Here is a 23,511-nt window from a genome sequence, read left to right on the forward strand (position 1 = left end):
AGGACTGCTGTTCGGAGTGAGAAAACTGTCCAGATTGCCGGTCTGTAACAGCTTCGTAACCAGAGTTCGAATGGCCATGATTCAAAGCAAAAAGTTTCAGGGTTGATCGCCAGACAAATGATTGCGTGTTGGAGTTGGCGTCCTTCAGCATCAACTCTGCGGCCCTCATTTCCAGGGGGATGATATAGCTCAACAGGGGTGGTTTCAAGCAAATTGTTTGGGCTCTCGCGTTCGTTCTCGGCAGGACGTGGATGTTGCGTCAGCACTGAAACTCAGAATCCCTCGCCTTTCCGCAATTTGTATCTCACCTTGATACGCCTCAGGAAAACTTGAGCAGTCCCCTCAATCGGGTTATTGTGGCGGACATCATCTGGCGACCGCGAGCTCTCTGTTTCCAAGCCCTCGAAATGCTGTTTTCTCACCGACGACCCCATCACCTGACGCCGGCTTTTTCACCGCGTCAGCGTTGCAGGGCAATTTTCGAATCGCTCGAGGATCGTCGACTGCTCACCGCATCGCCTGGCAGCAACGCCTTCGAACATCTTGATGTCAATCGAGATGGGACGATCACTGAACTGGACGCGTTGCAAGTCATTAATGTTCTGCAAGCGGATCATACCGCGTTGGGGGCAGGAAAGAGTTCCGTCGAGGCCCGGCATGATGTCAACCAAGATGGCAGGGTCTCGGCCGTCGATGCGCTTTGGGTCATTAACTTTGTCAATGATGAGGACACACGTGTCATCAACCAGTCTTTGCAGAGTGAACCGGCACCGACCGCTTCGATATCTTTGCCTGGGCAGATTCGGGCACGTGACATCGCCGAGTTGACCATCCATTCGATCAACGACCTCGATCTTTCGACCATCGATCATCTTGAAATCGATTGGGGTGACGGACGGGTGACGGAAATCAAGGATGATCTGTCACAACCGCTGATACGGTTGCACTCCTATTTCATTGATCCCGCCACGGCATTCGTCGAAGTCCGCGCTGTACCCCATGTTGGTTCTGCGATCGTTCTGCAGAACGCTTCGATCGACGTTGTCGCCAATTCGCCGTTCATCGTCGACCGAGCCAATGAGGGACTCACCGCTGAGGTCTACGACAACACGACCTTCACAGGGCCGTCGGTCAGTGTGCGAACGGATCCCACGATCGACTTCGATTTTGGCGTTGGTTCTCCTGATCCAAATTTGAACATCGGTTCGGCACCCTTCTCAATTCGATGGCAGGGCCAATTCAATCCGATTCAAACTACTAACTACACTTTTTTCGCAGAGGTTGGGGAAAACGATACGGTCGACTTCTACCTAGATAATCAATTGCTGTTCACTGCCAGCGACGGTGAACAGTCCGCAACGATTCTCCTCACCGAAAATCAAAGCGTTGATCTCAAGGTTGATTACGTTGCTGGGGCGGGAGTTTCAAAGATTCGCGTTGGCAGTGAAACCGGATCGTCCTTTAAAACGGCATTGCCGAGTAACCAACTCACGCCGCTGGTTCCTGCAAATCAACTCCGCAGCGGCGTATTGGTTGAAACGTTTGAGCCCGTTGCCCCCTCCCCGCCACTCTCGTCGATCGCCGAATTGCGTGATGATGAAACATTCGTTGCTAACACACCGAGCACTGCGTCGGATATCAGCAGCTTCAGTTACTCGGCGGCGCCCGGTGCAAAGGTCAGTCGAATCCGAGGCATCGTCTCACCGCCTGTCAGCGGGCATTACACCTTCCATCTTGCCGCCAGCGACGAGGCCGAACTGTGGTTGTCCCAAGGCGTCACATCTGACACTTCCCGATTGATCGCCTCGGTGGCAACACCCACGTTGATGGAAGGATTCACCGACGCCAATGCCGGTCTCTCCGCATCCGTCTATCTGGTCGCCGGTCAAGATTACTACGTCGAAACGCTGCAGGTTCACGACGATCCAGTGGCAAAAAATCATCTTTCGGTGGCTTGGACTCGTCCGGACCAGCTTGCTTCCGGACCACAGTTGATCGGCAACGAGTTCTTGCGTCCGATTGTGCCCCAGGTCAGTTTGCATGCCGAGATCTCACAGACAAACGAGGTTTTTTCCGTCGACTCATCCATGCGTTTCGTCGTCATACGCGACGACGATCTGGGGCGGGATCTGCCGGTTGCGTACACCCTAGGAGGCACTGCAACCAACGGTGCGGATTACCCGGCCGACACCGGAACCGTCATCATTCCAGCGGGACAGCGATCTGCCGAGATTGAGTTGGAAGTGACCAAAGATGGACTGCCCGAACCGACTGAAACAGTCGTGATTCGATTGGTCGCAGATCCTGCCTACCAACTCGGCAGTGAATTCACTCGGCAGGTGACCGGAACGATTGGTGGAGAGGCCCTAGGCGGAACGGAACTGCTTCCCGTCGATCCCATCCTCTTGTCCGCCTTTTCCTACTACGACGTGAGCTCGCCGAACTCGGTGGTCGAATTCGAAGAGACTGATCCCAGACTGCCGTTCGTTGATGCCTCCGCTGGTAACAATGCGATCCGAGTCGATGTCAACTCATTCACGAACCCGTGGGACGTCGCCTTCTCACACACGCTGCCACCAACTGAGATTGTCGACGGTGACAAGTTGTTCGTCAGCCTTTGGGCCCGCAGTGTCAACATCGATGGTTCTCCGGTGACCGTGGGCATGCGTCTTCAGGAAAGTGACAGCTATCACGGCAAGGAGCAAACCTGGGAAGTCAAGGATGAATGGACTCCGTTGCTTTGGCCAGTCGTCGCCGACTTCAACAACAACGCAACCGCTACCCGTGGTCTCGATATTCGGCTGGGGTACCAGCAGCAGTCCGTTGAACTGGCAGGTTTCAGCCTGCTGAAAATGCCGGGCTCGACGGAGATGAACAGCCTCCCGCGAACGATCTTCAGTTACGAAGGCCGCGACGCGGACGCCGCCTGGCGAGCCCAGGCCAAGATCAACGAGCAAACTCAGCGATCAAATCCGGTCCAAATCCTCGTCCAGGATGCCGCCGGCAATCCTGTTGAAGGGGCTGTTGTCACGATCACGCCGCAGGCACTGTCTCTTCCCATGGGAATGGCAGTCTCGCCCTCTCAGGTGGTGCTGTCAGCGGATCCCATTTCATTGACCGCCGACTCGGCTCGTTACCGGGCGATCATCGAAAATTACTTTGACACACTGACCGATGGTGGTGAAGCTCAGTGGGGCCCTTGGGAAGAGGACTCGCAGCTTCCAACTGATTTCTTGCAGTGGGTCGTGGATCGCGATGCCTTGTATCACGGGCACGCTCTTGTGTGGGGTGAGCTCGATCGCTTTCCTGCCCCTGCTGATTTGCTCACAAACTACGAGCAGGTAGAGACCACGGAGGGCCCCGTCGCTGCCAAGGCTTGGCTCGAAAGAGAAGTGCTCACGCACATTGCCACCGGTCCCGCGTCCGCATTCTCTGGAACACGGGATGGCACCGACGAGCCGCTCGTGACGTGGTGGGATGTCATCAACCATCCGATCTTCAGTGACGACCTTTGGGACATCGTCGGCGATGACTTCATGCTCGATGTCATCGAGGCGGCTCGGGCGGTCGTTCATCCCGACACGCGATTGATCATCAATGAGTTCGATATTCTCTCCAACCCTGACAATGGCCAGAGCGATGATTTCTTCAACCTGCTGACGTTCCTTGACGCCCAGTCCGCTAGCGGTCGTGCCGACTACGACACGATTGGCTTTCAAGGTCATTTTCTGTCAGAGCGTTTACCCGCCATCGACCGCGTTCTGGCGGAACTCGATCGTTACGAGAGCTTTGGCCGCAATTTCCAAATCACCGAATTCGACGTGGACGCATTGTTCATCGATGAGCAAACCCAAGCCGACTTCACCCGGGACTTCTATCAACTCCTGGCCAGCAATCAAGCCGCCAGCCTCTTCACACCTTGGGGGGTCTGGGAAGGCGATCATTGGCGTTCCGAAGAAGAGGCCGCCCTCTTTAACCAAGACTGGACCCCCAAACCCAACGGCCAATGGTTGTTGGACCAAACATCTGACGAGCAAACGCTTGTTCGAACTGGCGCCAGCGTGGACGCCGTATTAAATCCTGGATCCCATCGCATTCGGATCGAGGCAGATCAGTTCGATGGTTTTTATCTAGTGGATGCATCCCAGACGGAAGGCGTTCTCACGTTCGTGATTGATGTGCCACCGGACTCAATGGATGACCACTTCACTGCAAACCCATTCGATGTATTGCCGGACGTCAGCCTCTCGACAGAGACCGCTTTCCAGCAACCGGATGATCAAATTCGGTTTGAATCGAGTTTGGATCTCGATTCGATCGGAGCTGAAAATGGCGACTGGACGATTGGGTTCGACCTTCGTCCTGACGCACCTCCTGATGGCCAATGGCGTTCGGTCTTGTTCAAAGGCGATGACGACTCCCAACGTGGGCCAGCTGTTTTCCTTCGCCCCAATGACATGCGGTTGCACGTTCGGGTTTCAACGGATCATCGTGACGACGAAGGCTTGGTCAGTGATTCGGAATTGCCACTTGGAGTCTGGTCGAATGTAACCATCGTAAAACGGGGGCAGCGCCTTGAACTCTATCTTGACGGACAGCTCGATCGTGTTCGGATCTTGGTCGGGGATACCTTGGGCAACGTCGGAGGCTTGACATTGGGCGCTGATTTCCGTCGGCCATCAGGCATTTTTTCCGTGTGTGATCTCGGCGTTCTCTCATCCGCAGTGACCCACGAAAGCCTAACGCAGTGGACTCTTTGGGGACCAATGAGTCTCCAGAGCATCAGAGGTAACCTAAGTGACAATGACAGTGCCATCTCGCCTGGCGATCTTCTCTATGAATGGATTCAACCTGTTGAGGAATTGCTCGGTGGCTCATCGTTCACGCTATCACCAGATGGAAACTTCACATTTGCTGCTGGTTCGCTCTCGGACTCCGTTGTCACACTTGAAATCAAAGTCCGTCAGGTGACGGGGCAATTCACCATCTCAACTCTGACGATTGAATTGCCTGAGACCGCCTAAGGGCCTCGATTGCGAAAAGTGAGCTTTCTGGATGTAGGGTCTAGACTACCCTCGTGGAAGGGCTTAATGTGACTGGCGGATCCCCCTGAAAGAAGGGGCTGTCGAGGGCTTTTCATCACGATCGTTGGTGCTGAGCTGAATTTTGACGACCGGACTACTTTGAGCGCAACCCAGTCCTCCTCTGATTGCTCGATTGAACTCCGCTATCGGTGTAGTTCTGAGTTCATACCCATTTTGCAGCATTTGCGGGCATCCATCGTGGTGTCAACTTACAAGCTGGGAAAAGTAGCTGTGATCCAGGCTTCTGGGAGTGCCCTGGATGTGCGTTTGACGTCGTTCCCAACGGCGATGGGATTGGCAATTCATCCCAGAAAAATCACGGTGGGAACTCGCCGCGGACTGTGGACGCTTGCGGCTGAGAGAGACATTCCCTGGGAGGCCTCGTCGTCCACTGGGCCATCGAGCAATTCAAAGTCGCTCACACTAGCGGCTCGTGATTATCACATCACCGGCAACATTAGCATTCACGAGCTGGCATACCACGGCGACACATTGTGGGGCGTCAATACATTGTTTTCGTGCCTCTGCACGTTTGAGACATTGCACAATTTTGTTCCGAAGTGGAAGCCGTGGTTCATTTCGGAACTCCGTCCCGAAGACCGATGCCATCTCAACGGCATGGCAATGGACGATGATGGGCCTCGCTATGTCACTGCGTTGGGGCAAACGGATGTCGGCGGCGGATGGCGGGAAAACAAAATTGACAGTGGGTGTTTGATCGACGTTCGCAACAACCGAATCGTTGCGAGTGGATTGTGTATGCCACACTCGCCGCGACTCCATGATTCGAAATTGTTTGTGCTCAATTCTGGCTGCGGCGAATTGTGTGTCTTTGACGAAACGGACGGGCACGTCGATCCGATCGATGCCGTTCCCGGTTACACCCGCGGGTTGTCGATTGCAGGCCAGTTCGCATTCGTGGGAATGTCCCAGATTCGCGAGTCAAACGTTTTCGGCGGATTGCCGATTGCCAAAAAGCACGACGCTCTGCGCTGCGGGGTCGCCGTTGTTGATTTGATCTCGGGCCGGAGCGTCGCTTGGTTCGAATTCGAAACCGCCGTCGAAGAAATTTTTGCGGTGGAAGTCCTCTGCAACGCCGCTCCCACCCGCATCCACAGCCCCGACTTGGAAGAAGACGACCAAGAACTTTGGATCGTACCGCCCTTGAAGGCGCCATCTGCGACTGACTAACGCTACCGGCGCTAATTGATTTCCCATCACCACGACCTGATTTGACTCTCTCGGACTCAACCATGATCTCTTTCAAGAAACGACGTCAACCGCGGGCTTCACGCAATCGCTCACGGCGGTCATTTGAGTGTCTGGAGCAGCGTCGGTTACTGGCAGTAGATTTGGTCACTGACATTGTGGCCGATAACATCGCCAGTTCACCCAACGAAGGAATCGCGATCGGAAACATTGCCTACTTCGGCAACACCGACTCGACGGGCGAAGAGCTGTGGCGGAGCGATGGAACGTCCTCAGGAACCTACCGACTGGCAGATCTCAATCCGGGCGAGTTTGACTCAGCACCAAGAGACTTCCTGCCGTTCAAGACGGGGTTTGTATTCGATGCTGAAAACAGTTCCGGAGACGTGGGCCTGTTCTACTACGACACGACACTGAGTGAACCTGAGTTGTTACTCGAACGAAATTATGCGACTGCCAAAGCCGATGTTTCAGGAACGTTGTTCTTCACGAACTACGACAACATCAACTACGAATATGAATTGTGGAAATCCGACGGCACGGCTGGCGGAACGATGGTCGTTAAAGACGACTTCACGCAAGGGATTTACTCTGACTTCTCGGCGGCTGGGGGCAAGCTTTTCTTTGCTTACGATGATGGCGTGCATGGTGAAGAACTTTGGGTCAGCGATGGCACGTATGAAGGCACCGAAATTTATGATGACATCCTTCCGGGGGCTACAGGTTCCGACCCATCCAATTTCTTTGAAGCCGGCGGCAACTTGTACTTCACAGCAGTTGACGGGACACATGGTCGTGAACTGTGGTCCGCGTCACCTGGTTCAAGCAGCGTCACATTTTTGGGTGACACGAACCCTGGAATCGCCAACAGCTACCCACGTGATTTTGTTGATTCTGGAGGTCAACTTTTCTACGTTGCGGATGGTTCGTCAGGTGACGTGCTCATGACCTCAGGCGGGACATTGGCCAACACCGTTGAGCTTGCGCAGCTTGGCCAAATCGATGATCTGACAGTGGCTGCGGGCACCGTTTTCTTCACCGCAACCGATGCAACGACGGGCAATGAACTGTGGAAGTCCGATGGCACTCCTGGGACAACCGGAATTGTTAAAGATATTCAAAGTGGGTACCTCTGGAGTTCCCCGAGCGACCTGACCGAGTTCAACGGCAACCTGTACTTCGCTGCGGATGGCAGCGATGGGAAGGAGCTCTGGACCAGTGACGGAAGCGAGTTGGGAACAAATCTGGTCAAGGATGTTGTTCCAGGAGCAGGTGGTTCCTATCCGAGCAAATTGGTTGAGTCGAACGGACAGTTGTTCTTCGAAGCTTACAATCCGGCGTCCTCGAGTGGAGAGCTTTGGAAGACGGACGGATCGACCACAGGAACCGTGTTGGTGGAAGATTTGTCGTTGCTCGAACCAACCCCTTATTCCTATCCGTCCGTTGTCGGTTTTTTGGCGACCAGTTCGCATTTATTCTTCCGCCCTAGCACCACGATTGATTGGTTTTCGACCGACGGAACGCCCAGCACAGCGACAAATTTGACCAGCAATTTCGCAAGTTCTGGATCCAATCCAAGCTCCCTGCTCTCAACTTCCCAAGGACTGTTTTTTGCCGCCGACAATGGGCTGTGGAAATCCGATGGGACAGAAAGCGGTACCATCCGGCTGGACGATCCCATTGCAAATGGTTTTGGGCTCTACCCGCGTGATCTCGTCGAGGTCAACGGGGAGGTCTATTTCTCTGGCTGGTCGAACGTGGATGGTTACGAGCTGTGGAAAACCGATGGCACGCCTGGTGGTACCATGCAGGTCGCGGACATCAACTCGAGTGGCGATTCTTATCCAACCAACCTGACCGCGGTCGGTTCAACGCTGTTCTTTACCGCCAATGATGGAGTCCATGGAAACGAACTGTGGAAACATGATTCGGTTCTCAACACGACCTCAATGGTGAAAGACTTGTCGGTCGGTGGTTCCTATGACGGATCATACCCAGACTGGCTAACCGTCTCGGGTGGGATGCTGTACTTTTCTGCGAACGACGGAACCGGCGAACAGTTGTACCGAAGCACCGGTGATGCGGCCGGGACGGTGCCGGTCACGCAAGCCGGAACGGGGGACCCCATCCTCTCGCCCACTTCACTGACCGATTTCAACGGCGAATTGTTTGTCGAAAGTGATTTTGGACTCTGGACCACGACCGACCAAACCGGAAGCACAACGGTGGGTTCGCTGGGCAATTTCAGCGGCTACCCCGATTACTACGGCCCTCGATTTTTCGTCGCACATCAAAACGAACTCCACTTCATCGCACGCTCGGACGAGCTATGGAAGACCGATGGAACGCCCAGCGGCACCGTGTCACTCTTCGATGCAACCACCGACCCGTACGACTACGCTGACGTTGGATACCTCACCGAGGCAGGAGGCTTGCTGTATTTTGTTGCAGATGCGGATTCGGTTGGATACAACGACTTCGAGTTGTGGAAGTTTGATGGCACAACCGCAAGCGTTGTCAAAGACATCCGAGTGGGTGATGAAGGTTCCTATCCGCTAGGTCTGACCGAGTTCCAGGGCAAGCTCGTTTTCTCAGCCGATGACGGTGAGTCTGGCCGTGAACTTTGGATGAGTGACGGCACGCAGAGCGGAACCATCTTGATCGACGACATCCATTCGGCTGTTGGAACCGGATCGCTTGCCAACGACACCTTCTTTGAGTTTGTAGAGTTTGACAACCAATTGTTCTTCCCTGCCGACAATGGTGTTGTCGGTGAAGAATTGTGGAAATTCACGCTGCCGCAGGTCACGGTGACCAACTCGCCGGTGAGTGTCGACGAGGGGGCCACCTTCACAGCGTCAGGTACATTGCGTTTTGCCGACACGATCACATCGGTTCCTGCGGGCGTCGTTGACAACCTTGATGGAACCTGGACCTGGACCGGATCCTTCGCTGATGGACCGGCAATGGAATCCGTTGTCCTCACGGTCACCGACTCGGATGGGCTAACAGCCTCGGTCTCTTTCGACATGGAAATTGAAGACGTTTTGCCAACCTTTCCAGTAACTGCGTCAGCGGCTGCCGTGGAAGGAGAAACTTACTTTGTAACAGTACATGGCAATGACCTTGTCGATCCCGGTGCCGATACGTTGGAAAGCATTCTGATTGAATGGGGTGACGGAACTAGCACGTTAGCACCTCCAGTGACCGCCTTCCCGACTCACGTTTACCCAGACAATGGATCCTTTGACTTTAAGGTGTTTGCCAACAACGAAGACGGATCGCACCTTGTCAAGTCGGTGACGGTAATTGTGGAAAACGTTTCTCCCGTGGTTGTTCTCGGTTCCAATACAACTCTCGATCCAATGGACGAGGGGCGGTACACCCGAACACTCATTTTTAATGATTCCGGAGCGGATGAGTGGACCGGGACGGTGAACTACGGCGATGGAACCATCGAACCTTTAATGATTGGCCCTGGAAAGACGATCCAGCTAGATCATACGTATGCAAGCGAAGGAGTTTTTCAGATCCAGGTGACTGTTACCGATGATGATGGTGGTTCTGGTTTCCGATTCATGACCGTCGACGTTGACCTCAATACGCCCCCCACTGCATCGGACAATACGGGCACGACGCTGGAGGACACGGCTCATGTCTTTACCGCGGCGAACTTCAATTTCAGTGATGTTTCGGAACCCTTCGATTCACTTGAGGCGGTTTCTCTTACGACTGTACCATTGGCCGGAACGTTGTTCTTGGATACGAATGGCAATGGCACCTTCGATGGTGCAAGCGAGGTCCTATCGGCGACTGACGTCGTCGATATCAGCGATATCACGGCGGGGCGTTTGATCTTTACACCAGCACCAAATGCCAACGGGACGAGCTACGCCAGCTTCGGTTTTGAAGTCAGCGATGGCTTTGAATTTTCGACGACCAACAATTCGATGGTCATCGACGTCACGCCGGTGAACGATCTGCCGACGGTCGACGTCGACCAGCCCACTTACACCGTCAACGAAGGCGATGCCGCTTTCGTCACTGGCACGTACGGCGACATCGATGGCTTATCCTCCGTGGTTTTGTCGTCGCCTGCCGGCCAAGTCACCAACAACGGCGACGGCACCTGGAGTCTCTTGCTCCCTACCAGCGATGGTCCAGGCGATTCGCAAACCATCACCGTCACCGCCGATGATGGAACTGACAGCGACGCGGCTACATTCGATTTGGTTGTGAACAACGTCACTCCCAGATTTAGTCCGTTCGGCAATCTCAACGTACCGTCAACGGCCTTCGGCGTCTTGAACGAAACATTTTCCTTTATCGACCCAGGTGACGACATTTGGACCGGAACGATCGACTATGGAGATGGGACTCCGGTCGAACCTTTGACCATCGATCCGTTAACGAAGACGTTTGTTCTCAATCATACCTACACCCAGGCATTGAGCTACAACGCCTTGGTCACCATCAGCGATGGTCTGGGAACCGATACTGCAGGAATTGACATCATTGTTCAACCGAGTGCCGATCTCAGTCTCAGTCTGGTGGCCCACTGGGAATTTGAAGGGGATGCTCTGGAGAGTGCTCCGGAGGGAAGCGTCGTCGATGATGGCACGTTGGTTGGTGCGACGATTGTCCCCGGAGGTTTGGGCAGCAGTTCGGTTCAGTTCTCTGGGACGGGCCAAGTGATGAGGCTTGCTACTTCATCGGACATCAACGACCGGACGACGGATCAGCGAACAATCGGTCTGTGGTTTTACCCAACTGACTTGGAGGCCAGCGGACGTCAGGTGCTTTATCAGGAAGGTGGAGCGTCTCGTGGCCTGAATCTCTACCTGGAGAATGGCAGTCTTCTTGCCGGTGGGTGGAACGTACCGGATGGTTGGGGTGGGACCTGGATATCGGACTCCAGTGTGCAGGCTGACGAGTGGAACTATGTTGCGTTGGTGTTTGACTCGATAGGAGGTGAACTCCGTCTGCAGCTTAACGGCGGCGTTTCGATCACCGGTGCGGCCCCGGTCTCGATCGCAAGTCATGCCAATGCGACGATCGGTCGGTCTGAGGGTGGGACGCTATACAGCAACGGTTCTGGTGGCAGCGTTAACATAGCTGGCACATCAGGTCACTACGTTGGCCTGATTGATGACACTCGCATTTACAATCGTGTCTTGAATGAGTTGGAGTTGCAGCAACTCTCTTCAGCAGCACCCAGTGCGCCGGTGGACCTGGCCCTCGGCTTGGTGTCTCACTGGCAATTTGAAGGGAATGTTTTGGACAGCGCCCCCGAAGGTGGTGTAAGCGACGATGGCAACTTGATAGGAGCTGCGATTGTGCCCGGAGGTTTGGGCAGCAGTTCGGTTCAGTTCTCTGGGACGGGCCAAGTGATGAGGCTTGCTACTTCATCGGACATCAACGACCGGACGACGGATCAGCGAACAATCGGTCTGTGGTTTTACCCAACTGACTTGGAGGCCAGCGGACGTCAGGTGCTTTATCAGGAAGGTGGAGCGTCTCGTGGCCTGAACCTCTACCTGGAGAATGGCAGTCTTCTTGCCGGTGGGTGGAACGTACCGGATGGTTGGGGTGGGACCTGGATATCGGACTCCAGTGTGCAGGCTGACGAGTGGAACTATGTTGCGTTGGTGTTTGACTCGATAGGAGGTGAACTCCGTCTGCAGCTTAACGGCGGCGTTTCGATCACCGGTGCGGCCCCGGTCTCGATCGCAAGTCATGCCAATGCGACGATCGGTCGGTCTGAGGGTGGGACGCTATACAGCAACGGTTCTGGTGGCAGCGTTAACATAGCTGGCACATCAGGTCACTACGCCGGCCTGATCGATGACGCTCGCATTTACAATCGCGTCTTGAGTGAGTTGGAGTTGCAGCAGCTGGCTGCAGCAATTCTGAATTCTCAGGGTAGTTCAGCGATGCTTTCTTCTCTCACCGTCGCCGCACCCAGCCAAATGGACAGAGAAGACACAAATGCCGATGGAACGGTGACGGCATCGGATGCCCTGAGAGTCATCAACTATATGAACAACGAAAGCATCGCGAAGGCTGAAGGAGAACAAATCAACACCGGATGGTCACGGTTAGATGTCAATGGCGACGGTTCGGTCACTGCGCTGGATGCTCTGCTCGTGATCAACAAACTCAACCAGTTGGAGCAAGTGCCAGCAAGCGTCATAGTCGATGAGGAAGAGTTTTGGTCAGAAGAGTCTATCGATCAAGTTCTCGCCGAGGGAAAGCTTTTTTAGCTAGTGTGAAAAGGCGAAATCGATGATTACCCTTCCTGGATTTGCTGGGAGATCGATTTGGTTCGATGGTCACCTTCTGAAGTTGCAAATTAATCAGTGGATACAAAGAACGGCAATATTGTGGTTTTAGAATGGCTTGACGCTTACTAAGGACTGAAAAAACTTAGTGTGTTGAATCCAAGTCTTTTTTTTACCATGTAGACGGCCAGCAAGTTTTGTGTTGCGACCGCAACCGCAGTCGCAATCGCGGCACCGACAACACCAAAGAAGTTGGTGAGGACGAATGCAAGTCCGATAGCAAAAGGCCCAGTTAGAAGGACAATATTTCGGTAATCACGTTCATGATTTGTCATCATCAGCAGATAGCCCACTGAGCCTGTCAGGAGGTTGATGAACTGACCCAGCGTCAGGATCTGGAGTAGGGCTGATCCCCGTTCATATTCGGCGCCAAAAAAGCCCATCCACATAGAGGGAAATGCAAGAATCAGTGCAACAAAGGGCGTGGCAGCGATAAGCATCAAGCGATTTGACTGGCGAGATAGTTGCTTGATCTGGCGCATGTCGCTTTTGGTAAACGCAGCGGAAAATTTGGGTGCCACAACCAAATTGACACCAATCAAAAGAAGGCTCCCAAGCATGGCAGTTCGTTGAGCGGTCGAGAAAATCGCCATGTCCGTACTCGATAGCATAGCCGAACCCAAAAAATAGCCGGACCATTGAACAACGATGTCCATGATCACAATCGGGGACAAGTAGATGACGGAACGGTTGAAACTGACGTCAGGTTTCGCAAATGGTGTCCATCGACTTCTTGAGTCCCGCCACCAAACAATCGAAGCAATCGCAAGTGCAACTAAAAGTCCCGATACCAATAGCAGAACGAGCGATCTCGCATCGATGGATAAACCAAGAGCAACTAAGATTCCTGTTCCGATAATGATGACTAGCGGGAAAACGGAATTGAGTACAAACGAAGAAATGCCGGCTCGGTGTCTTCCTTGTATTGCGGAAGCGAGAACTTGTAACAATGCGAGTAAGAAAACGCATAGCGAGGTGATAGGCAAAAGCGTTGCCAGCATTGGTTTGCCGAATATGTAGTTCGCGATTGACGCAGAAAGCCATGAGGCCACGCATACCACGAGAAAACCTATTGCCGCGATCCGACGATGAGCGACTCCAATCACATTGTTAATCAGACCCCAGTCTGAATGCTCATTTGCACCAACCACTTTGAGGATTGCTGTGGGCATTCCCATGGAGGCAACCCGACTGCCCGCTGAAACAATCGTGAATGCAATGAAGAATAATCCCGCTTCTGTGGTGTTCAATACACGAGCGACGACAAGGCTTAATGCGAAACTAGCGCCTGCCCCAAATCCACGTACCAAGAGTGCGATGAGTACTTGGTGGGATACCCCCTTTGCTCGCGGCACGCATTTTCTCCTAGAGAATTGAATTACCCGAATTTGCGTTCGAATCTAGTCTTAAAGGTATTGTTGTTAAGCGACAAACTTTTCTAGCTGAATGTCCGCGGGACGCAAGCAAGATACGTTACTTTTGGCAAGACAGCGAGTCTCAATAAGAGCAGGCGGTAGTCTGCTACGAGATTCTGTATCCGTAACGCCTCAGTAGGGGGTATGCAAGCAGGCTTACCTTTCGACGAAGTGCCACTGGGAGTTCTTTTTGCCAACGATCATCAGTTCTAAAACTGGTCATTCCTGATTGAAATCGATCTGGGTTCCCTCCGATGCTGTGGAACGGTTGGAAATCAAGCCGGCCCTCATCATCAAATGGGATTGCCTTGCCCTTTAGCGGGTCAATTGCCGCGACGAGATCGTTCATTCGTCCAACAGGGTTCTCCATGAGTCCTTCATAGTTTTGCATGTAGTAAGGTATTTTTCTCCCAATTAGTTCCGCAATCAAATTCCTCGCAATCCAATTTGAAACGACCCGGCCCGGAGCAATCTTGGTGAACTGCTCACCAGTAGCTGGATTGAGTCTCGTTCTTCTCCAAGCAGTTACAACTGCTCTGACGTCGCGCACGAGATGAATAGCATATACATCGAACTCAGGGATCTGCGATAAGAGGTATAGCCTGCTCGGTACCTTTGATGAGTCAATCAAAATCTCAGATTTGGACTGCTCTGCAATCGCATTGTACAAGCGTTTTAGCCAGTCTAGATAGGCGTTGAAATCTGCCATCCTTTGCCCCAACTTCGCGTGAAACACAGTGCTAGGCAAGGATTTCGTGTGGTCGAACCGTTCATAAAGGGAAGCTGCATGGAGCAGTTCGTTTTCGTTCCTGTCGACACTTTCGCAGATTGATCTCCAGAATTTGCAATCGTGAAAATGATGCCCACATGTGCATTTGTCGTTGCTCTCAATGCCATCGGGAAAGAAACGATATATTTCATTCATGGAGACAACTCCATCAAGGGTGCCTAACATTCGGTCGAGCACAGTGCTGCCGGATCGCCCTGAACCGACGATGTACACAATTTTCAGTCTATGATTTGACACGACTTTCTCTTCTCGAATCAAGGAGGTCTTGGACTTTAATCCATGTGTCAGACGTGATGGAGTGAACCGCATCCAACTCAGACGAAGTGAGGAGTCCGCGACCGTATTTGTTGACTTGACTGATGTCGCGTTTCTTGACGTGCGCTTTGGTCTTGCTCGGCACGCTAGAACGCTTTTTGGATTTGCTAGTCAACTCATGAATTGTTCGGTCAGCCTCCTCTGTCCACTCTAATCCGAGGTGCTTGTACATTAATTGGTAATTTCGAGAGGGTGCCTCGACAACGTGCTGCAGATCGAAGAGCGAAATATGTGATTGACGATTGTCATCAAAGACCGATATTACATAGCTATATACAATGTTCCAAAGGATAGCAGCATTGGAGACCGGGCACTGATTGTGCTCTGGGACACATCCGGTCCCGGGGTAAGGTAAAGGATGCCCAGCGTGAGCTAGGTTCTCAGAAAGCTTATTCAAATCGAACGACCAATTCATTCGCTTAAAGCTGGCGGCGATTGCTTCAGGGCTACGAATAAGCACGATCGTGGGAATGTGGGCCAAGTGAGTAAGGTTAAATATCACAAAGGGGTCTTTCCAGATCAGATTGCGAAGGCCTCTAGCTCTCAATCTCGCGTTTAGGAAGCTTAGTTTTGTGCGACTGCCGATTGTTCGCTTTCGAAGCCTTCGAAGGATGTTGTCTTCTGGGAAACAGCCTGATTTCAGTTTCGGGCGGAGGCTGCTGATTTCATCGATACAACTGTCAAAACTTTCGTTCGTGAAGTCGGATTGGCCTGCAATGGCAAAATAGGAAGGGATTTGTGAAAGTCCTGTATGGAAATTGAACGGCTCGTAAACTGTTTGCGTCGCACCTGCCTTAGAAAGCAATTCCCCAACTGCCGTCGTTCCCGAGCGTGGCATACCAGTTACAACTAACAATTTGGTGTTTGTTGTTGATGACATCTTGAAATTGCAGTTAAGGTTATTTACTTAGAGTATGTAAGTTTGCGGCGATTCGACATGCCTGCGATTGCCTTCACTAGGCAGATCGAAATGAAAAGCGCATATATAGGGTAGCAAGCAGCGATATTTGGTGTGTTAGACACTAAGTATCCAAAAAACAGAAAGATGAAAAAACCAGCGATAATCGGTCTGTCTCGATCGTGATGAGTATACGATGGAGTGCTACAGATCTTGATCAAGTATCCAAATGCGAAAGATGACAAAACTAATCCGGGAATACTGAAGTTATAGTACCATTCTGTGAAAGGCAAAGCCCGCACTCCAGGGTGAGATTTGGGATCGAAGCCGAGGATTTCTGGACCGATATTTCCCCATGCGAATTGATCTCGCCATGGCATGACACTGCTAGGCACAAAGCCTAAGACTGAGCTCAGTATGGTCAGTCCTCCATATTGGCTGTCGAAGTCGGACTCTAAGTTACCGAGTAGCCATGCCAGATTTCGGAAGTCAGGAAAGTTTTCGCCATAAAGGATCTTGCTGTTAATCTCCTGTATGTCCAAGCCAAGGTCTCTTTCACCTCGGAAACTTGACATCGCCACCCCGCCAATCATCGCAAGTGGCAACAACACTACCAGGAATTGTAAACCACCGAGTTTGCGTCTTTGACAGATCGCAGACAGCCCAACGATGATTGGCATTAACACCGCGGTTCGAGTTCCGGATGAGATTGCTGCCAGGAGCATGAACGTCGTGTATGAGAACCATGCAAATCTTGAACTTGAACGTTTTGAACCTTCTAGGCGAACACACCCAATTGCGATCCCCATCGACGCCAAGGCGGTCATGGACTTCAGCAGGGGCCGTATTTCCTGGTTCTGTTGGGCAAACTTGCGAAACGTTCCAAACGGCGCCCCCTTTGATAACGCAATTGCCATGAAAAACGCTACTAAAACTATTGCGCTGATTGCAAACGCGTTTGAGCACAAGACCGAACCGATATAGTGAAACCACTGTCGCTCACTTGCCTTCCCAGTGCGGAACGTGAATTTGCTGGCGATGCAGTAACCAAAAGCGATGCACAAAACTGCTGCGGAGGAAAGTATGCTGGCATCACCGATTGCACTTTGGACCGTTTGAATGTGTTTTGGAAGAATTTCTTGCGAGTCGCTACATGCAACAAAGCCAACTACTACCACAGGCATAAACAATGCTTTGAAGACATAGAAGTTCCCAAGCGTGATCCAGGAGCCAGTCCTTCGTTCGCTCATGAAAATATAAAAACATACGACGGCATGCAGGAAAATAGCGAGATACAGTAATGTCGTATCGTTTGGAGAATTTGTGCCCATTTAATAGTGGTTGTGTTTAATGACTGCATTTGGGGAGAATTGCGGTAGCGATTTTATCCGCTGATGCTTCCCAGGTATACTCAATGCATCTCAGGTGCCCATTGATGGACATTCTCTCTCGAATGCTTTCGTTTCCTGCGATTTGGTCCAAGGCGTCGGACCATGCTTCACCATCCCTCGGGTCTCGATATAGAGCGGCGGAACCACAGGTTTCAGGTATAGCCGCAGTGTTGGAGGCGACAACAGGGCATCCACAATACATCGCTTCAATAGGTGGAAGTCCGAAACCTTCGAAGATGGAGGGGAATAGTAGTGCTTTTGCGTTTTGATACAAAGCTTTCAGTTCTTGGTCGGTGACACGGCCAATAAACTTGGCATCTTTGTGCGCTCCGGTGAAGTGCTTCTGGAAAACGGCGTTGTTACCGCCGCCAGCAACTATGAGAGGGTGCTTCTTATTTTTTCGTAGCGCAAGTGCTTCCAGCAACACGCGTATGTTCTTGTGCGGGCTCAGGCTGCCGATAGCAAGAAAATAGCCGTTTTGCTGGATCTTATGTTTCGACAAGATGTCGTCGCAAGCTTTCACTCGCAGGATATGATCACCACCATTTGGAATGACCATTGCTTTCCCTTTTGGGACCACGCCAAATGATTCTAGTTGCTGGCGTGAGTATTCTGACACGGTCGCGACGTATTTGGCCCGATGACCCAGTTGAGGCAAGATCCAACGGTACCAGTTGCGAAATGCGAGGGAGTACGACTCAGGTGTTAGGAATACCTGAGCATCATGAATCATGACAAGTTGATTTGAGACCGTAACCGGTGCTAGGTTGCAGAGGTTCAGAAGCAGAGCATTCTTCGCTTGGAAAGGCAGTTCCACCTGCTCCCAGAATTGGCCAGATGTTCGTCCTTTGAGAATTCGTGACGACGTCTTAGGTTCGCCGCAAGCGGCATTCGGGATTGCAATCGAGCAGGCGCCCTTTAGCCGGCCCGGTTTTTGCTCAAGCCTTTGGGTCACTGAGTTCCAAAGTTCGTGTGCAACCCGCTCCACCCCGGTTGATGGACGTGTTAAAAACCTCCCGTTTAGCATTATGTCCTGGGGCCTGTCGTTGTTCGTCATGCTAAACTCGCTCCGGTGTTTGCATGCGCTCAACCACATCGCTTACTCGAGTATGAATCCCATTCCTATTGGTGATTTGGTTCAAGAGGTCGCGGAAATTTTGTTGGAAGTTGCTGCGAGAGTACTCAGTGACTGAGTTTGAGATTTGCTTGACCTTCGATCCGAACTGGTGTGATTCGAGTTCATTGATTGCGGAGATGAGGCAATCGGAAGTTTGTTCGTGGAAGAGGATTCCATTGACCCCGTGGCGAACAACATCAACTGCTCCGCCCCGTCCGAAGGCAATGACGGGTGTGCCACGTGCCATTGCCTCTAGTTGTACGATTCCGGCGTCTTCTTGCTGGGGAAGCAGGAAGGCTCGCGATTTTGATAGTAGTTCATTCTTTACGTCTTCATCTACTCGTCCGGCGAAACGAATGTTTGCCGAGTCTTTGGCAAGAGCACGTAGTCGAGATTCATCGGGACCTGTGCCAGCAATGACTAGCTGCTTGGTGGGCAAATTCCGGAATGCCTCAATCGCAAGATCAAATCGCTTGTAGGGTACTAACCGACCTAACGCTAGGTAATCGCCGTTGCGGTCCTGGGCTAGATCGGGAACCACATCATCGTAAGGTGGATATAGAACCGACGCCTTGATCTGATAAAAGTCTTTGACTTTCTTGGCGGTTGCAATTGAGTTGGCTATATAAAAGTCGGGGCGACTGCGGCAGTGGAAGTCATGCTGTTTGATCTTGTCCAGCATTCTAGAGGCAAGGCTGCGCGCACCCCACGGAAGATTTGAAACTCGAGAGTCTAGGGCTGGTTCCCACGCGTAGCGTATCGGTGTGTGTATGTAGCAAACATGAGTTTGTTCCTTGCGAGTTTTTTTGACATTCTTAGCGACACATGAGGACAAACTGATGATTAAATCGAATTCGCTGAGATCGTGCTGTTCAATTGCATGAGACAACAGGGGCAACAGAGCTTGGTGTTTGCGATTCAATATTGGGAGTTTTTGAAGGTAGCTTGTCCGCACACGGGTTTTATCGGGGAAAAGCTCTTTCACGGCATCGTGAGAGTGGACAGTGGTGAAAATTGGGGCAGTTGGAAAGATTTGAGCCAACGCAAATAGGACTCTTTCTGCGCCACCAAGGTTGGTCAGCCAGTCAGTAACGAGGCATACTTTGGCTTCGTGCGAAAGTGGTGTGTTGTTAGGAGTCATTGTATTCTATAGACGATGATAAGCCGTTTTCTTTGCTCGACGATCAATCGCCTGCGAGACATGCAACGCTCAGTATGCTCCCTCTCGGAGCACAATCGTTTTGATTGTGTGGATCAAGATGTAGATGTCGAGCCACGGTGACCAATTCGTGACGTAGTAGCTGTCGAAGCGGACGCGTTGGTCGTAGGTTGTTTTGTTTCGGCCTGAGACTTGCCACAGGCCGGTGATTCCTGGACGAACGCGTTGGTAGAGTGGCAGCACGCTGCCGTAGAGTGAGGTTTGGGAGGTCATGCATGGTCTGGGGCCTACTAGGCTCATGTCTCCCTTCATTACATTCCACAGTTGGGGTAGTTCATCGAGGCTGGATTTGCGGAGGAACGATCCTATGCCTGATATGACGCGTGGGTCATTTTGTAATTTCTGGTATTCGATCCATTCTTGACGCATGTCTGGGTCGTTCTCGAGATAGTCCTCCAGGACTTGGTCTGCATTGATGACCATTGTCCGGAACTTCCATGCCTTGAAGAGCTTGCCGTCTTTGCCGACACGAGTTTGGCCATAGAACGCGGGGCCGGGGTCGCGCAACTTCAAGAGAAGGACGAAGGCGAGGATGAACGGAGAAAGTATGGTTAAGGCGAAGCCTGACAAGCAAATATCGACGAACCGCTTGATGGCTCTCGCGGGATGGTTGTGCAAATGATCTTTCAGGTGGATCCCCATGGCACCAGCACATTCGCGAGATCCTGACCAGAGACTGGGCAGTTGCATTTGCGAAGGGAGGATCAGCACGTTGGAGAAGTTGCCGGCATGAGACAAAACCTCGTTCATGTCAATTGTCTGGCAACCGCCCGGAGCCACGATTGACCAGCGAGCTTGTGTCTTTCGACGCAAGCGTTCTAGCCGTTGCACAGATCCCAGGTATGGGATGCCGGTGAGTTCAAGGGAATCCTGCGATGAGGCCGTCTTGGCAAAATCGACTACACCGAGAGGGCGGAGTCCACGTTGCGGAGCACGGGAATAGTATCTGTAGATCGCCCTGCCTTGAGGGCCAGAGCCGATGATGATAGCGTTTTCGCCCCACCAGCTCGTGGTGGAGCAGAGACGTCGCGTTGTTAATCGAGCTAGTGGGACAATCAGCGACGCAAGTGCGCTTGCCATCAAGAAAATTGCCAGTTCGGTAACGCTAAGCGTTGCCAGAACGAGATTTGCGACAATAGCGAAAGCAAAAGCGGCCATCGACGCGAGGACGCATTGGCGCAATTCCAGAACAGGGCTCATACCTGTTCCAGGATACAGGCCGTAAATAGCCGCACATGCGACGTAGAACGTCATGACGCAGATGCTATTCAGTAGTAGGCCCGGATGAAGGCCAATCAAACCCAGCAAGACAAGTGAAAGCGTAGCGGCAAGAATCGAGAACGTTAACGCAGCTATGTCGGCGATGAATAGCGGGGTCAGTGTTAAAAGCACCTGCAGGGTGCCGGTCGCCTTGTTGCGCGTGATGCGTCGGCGTTTCGAGTTGTTTCCTGTGCGTTCGGTACGACGTTGATCAGTAACCGCGCCGCTGGGGACGAACGGGTTCAGTTGTTCGATCGTGTCTGTGCAAACGACACCGACCGGGAGCGGATTTGTGTCTAGTTGCGGCATCAAACGCTAGCCAAGGTGAACAAACAAAGAAGAGTGGGCGCTCCAGTCACCTTTCATTCGGTGGCTGGACGGTTGGCATTGTAATTGCGCTAACCAGGAATAAAGGCAGCTTCGCTCGACTTTCGAGCTGATCAATGGCGAGGTGCCGCCATCTCGTTATAAAGGTGTTTTGGTTTCCGTTAGGTAAAGTGTTTCAAGGATTTGGGAGGATTATGGAGCCGGACACTTGAGTCCATTGATGGGCTGTCGCACTTCAGATCTCACGTGAATGGGGGTCGGATTTGTTCGGATCAACGCCAACGATTTTCAGTTTGATCGCTCATCCACCAGCGCTCACAAGTCGTCCATCCTCGACGTTGCGCTGTCATGTTGATTTGCCTTCGGTTTGGGTGTCGCAGCCGCCGGCTTGGGCAAGTGGCAATGGATGCAAATTGTTGGCTGGTGCAATGGCGGGCATGTCCGCGACGCTTCTCGGATAGGTCGCGTGGTTCTTTGCAAAGTCGATGGAAACATCGAGGGCGTCGAGCATCTTCTGCGTTTGCAGATCGAAGTGCAGGAAGCTGCCCATGACGGTATGCGCGTACTCAAACTTGGTCGGTCCCATCATTGCGGCACGAACAAAGTTGCGAATGTAAAGCGACCGAGTGCGTTTGTCGCGAAGCATTCGCCAGGCGATGGTTCGAAAGCCCTTGAACATCCGGCGGAATTCCCAGGCATTGGGAACGTGTTTGTTGACGATCTTGATTCGTGCAGCGGTGTCGATCACCCGGTCCATGAACGCTCGTGGCGAGTACACGTTTTCGATGATGTTTCGAAGTTCTTGGTAAATCTCCACCCGATCTCGAGTCGTGATGAAATTCATACCGCTGATCGTTTGGTCCTTGGACTCAGCGCTTCGGAGCTCGTAATTCACGCCCGTGTCCTGGATCCAGTTGTGTTCGGAATCGATCAGCCGGCGTTCTTTGGCGAGACGGCGAGTGAGTTGTGTATTGGGGAGTGCTGACAGCAGGCCAACCATGGATAGTGTGATGCCGCTTTCTTGGATGAAACGAATCATCGGGCCATCGGTGCCAGGTTTGTCAGTATCGAACCCGATGATCAAACCGGCCGCGACGGAGATGCCATGGTCGTAGATCGTTCGAACTCGATCGATGATGGGGTGAACCGTGTTGATTCGTTTTTGGGTGTGAATCAGCGTTTCTTCATCGGGTGATTCAATTCCCAAAAAGACGTATCGAAACTGAACGTCGCGCATCAATTCCAGCAGTTCCTTGTCGTCAGCGAGGTTGATGCTGGCTTCGGTTGAAAACACAAAGGGATAGTTGTGATCTTCGTTCCATTGCTTCAGGGCCACGAGCAATGGTTTGATCAGTTTGCGATTACCGATGAAGTTGTCATCAGTGAAGTCGACCCAACCTCGATAGCCCAAGTCGTAAAGCTTTTGAAGTTCGGCGAGAAATTGATCTGGCGTTTTGACGCGTGGTCGCCGGCCAAACAGTTCAATGATGTCGCAGAACTCGCAGTTGTACGGACATCCCCGCGAGGATTGCACTCCGACGTGCAGATAATCGTTGAAGTCGACCAAGTCGAAACGCGGAGTTGGTGTCGTGGTCACGTCCGGTTTGTGTGGCGATTCAAATTGGCCCTTGGGATTTCCATCTCGCCAAGCATCCAGCCACATCGGAATGGTCAGTTCGCCTTCGCCGACAATGACAGCGTCCGCGTCCTGGTAGATTTGCGGTTGGCTGGTTGGGTCAGGTCCGCCGACGACAACAAATTTGCCTTCGGCGTTGGCACGTTCAACCCACTGCAAGATGCCAGGTTGTTGAGGCAGCATTCCTCCCGTGCAGATCACATCAGCCCATTGCCAATCCGATTCCTCGACTGGGCCAACGTTTTGGTCCGCGATGCGGAATTCCCATTGTTGAGGCAGCAAAGCTGCGACGGTCATCAATCCAAGCGGTGGGGCGGTCGCTTTTGCACCAATCGCCTTGGCACTTTCCACGAAGTTCCAATAGTTTGTTTGCTCAAAACACGGTTGGATCATCAAGCAACGAACGGGCGAGTCCGGGCTCTCGGGCAGTCTCGAAGATGCCGGCAACCGGGACGGATTGGACGTCGAATGCATGGTCGCGGGTCTGGTTGAGAGGAAGTTGCGGGAGT

The 23,511-nt window shown here is 52.4% G+C and carries 11 protein-coding genes; 3 read left to right on the forward strand and 8 right to left on the reverse strand.

Annotation, left to right across the window (positions count from 1 at the left end):
* Positions 1 to 407: 407 nt before the first annotated feature.
* The 3 genes from RB_RS21520 to RB_RS21530 all read left to right on the forward strand — a co-directional run bounded on the left by RB_RS21520 (position 408) and on the right by RB_RS21530 (position 12,556).
* Complete coding sequence (locus RB_RS21520) at positions 408 to 5,024, forward strand: PA14 domain-containing protein (protein ID WP_164922328.1); 4,617 nt, start codon at positions 408 to 410, stop codon at positions 5,022 to 5,024.
* Between the two features lie 159 nt (positions 5,025 to 5,183).
* Entirely contained in the window at positions 5,184 to 6,275 is a 1,092-nt protein-coding gene (locus tag RB_RS21525; RefSeq protein WP_011122758.1) for a TIGR03032 family protein, read from the forward strand.
* 161 nt (positions 6,276 to 6,436) lie between these two features.
* The gene (locus RB_RS21530; RefSeq protein WP_164922330.1) at positions 6,437 to 12,556 is read left to right on the forward strand and encodes an ELWxxDGT repeat protein; all 6,120 of its coding nucleotides are present in this window, start codon (positions 6,437 to 6,439) and stop codon (positions 12,554 to 12,556) included.
* A 146-nt stretch (positions 12,557 to 12,702) separates the two neighbouring features.
* On the opposite strand, the gene RB_RS21535 is transcribed toward RB_RS21530, so the two are convergent.
* The 8 genes from RB_RS21535 to RB_RS21570 all read right to left on the reverse strand — a co-directional run bounded on the left by RB_RS21535 (position 12,703) and on the right by RB_RS21570 (position 23,395).
* Complete coding sequence (locus RB_RS21535; protein ID WP_011122761.1) at positions 12,703 to 13,989, reverse strand: oligosaccharide flippase family protein; 1,287 nt, start codon at positions 13,987 to 13,989, stop codon at positions 12,703 to 12,705.
* 166 nt (positions 13,990 to 14,155) lie between these two features.
* On the reverse strand, positions 14,156 to 15,148 hold the full coding sequence (locus RB_RS21540; RefSeq protein WP_011122762.1) for a sulfotransferase: 993 nt from the start codon (positions 15,146 to 15,148) through the stop codon (positions 14,156 to 14,158).
* Positions 15,063 to 16,034 carry a sulfotransferase domain-containing protein gene (locus RB_RS21545; protein WP_011122763.1) on the reverse strand — a complete coding sequence of 324 codons (972 nt, stop codon included), beginning with the start codon at positions 16,032 to 16,034 and terminating at the stop codon, positions 15,063 to 15,065. Before RB_RS21545 ends, RB_RS21540 begins: the two co-directional genes overlap by 86 nt.
* A 23-nt stretch (positions 16,035 to 16,057) precedes the next feature.
* Positions 16,058 to 17,383, reverse strand: coding sequence for a hypothetical protein (locus RB_RS21550; protein WP_011122764.1), 1,326 nt, complete (start codon positions 17,381 to 17,383; stop codon positions 16,058 to 16,060).
* Between the two features lie 16 nt (positions 17,384 to 17,399).
* A complete protein-coding gene (locus RB_RS21555; protein WP_164922332.1) occupies positions 17,400 to 18,500 on the reverse strand; it encodes a glycosyltransferase family 4 protein in 1,101 nt (366 codons plus the stop codon).
* Position 18,501: 1 nt separating this feature from the next.
* The gene (locus RB_RS21560; RefSeq protein ID WP_011122766.1) at positions 18,502 to 19,701 is read right to left on the reverse strand and encodes a glycosyltransferase; all 1,200 of its coding nucleotides are present in this window, start codon (positions 19,699 to 19,701) and stop codon (positions 18,502 to 18,504) included.
* 69 nt (positions 19,702 to 19,770) lie between these two features.
* Positions 19,771 to 21,348, reverse strand: coding sequence for a sugar transferase (locus RB_RS21565; protein WP_164922333.1), 1,578 nt, complete (start codon positions 21,346 to 21,348; stop codon positions 19,771 to 19,773).
* A 364-nt stretch (positions 21,349 to 21,712) separates the two neighbouring features.
* Complete coding sequence (locus RB_RS21570) at positions 21,713 to 23,395, reverse strand: B12-binding domain-containing radical SAM protein (RefSeq protein ID WP_164922334.1); 1,683 nt, start codon at positions 23,393 to 23,395, stop codon at positions 21,713 to 21,715.
* Positions 23,396 to 23,511: the final 116 nt, after the last annotated feature.

Source organism: Rhodopirellula baltica SH 1 (genome assembly GCF_000196115.1).
Classification (GTDB): Bacteria; Planctomycetota; Planctomycetia; order Pirellulales; family Pirellulaceae; genus Rhodopirellula; species Rhodopirellula baltica.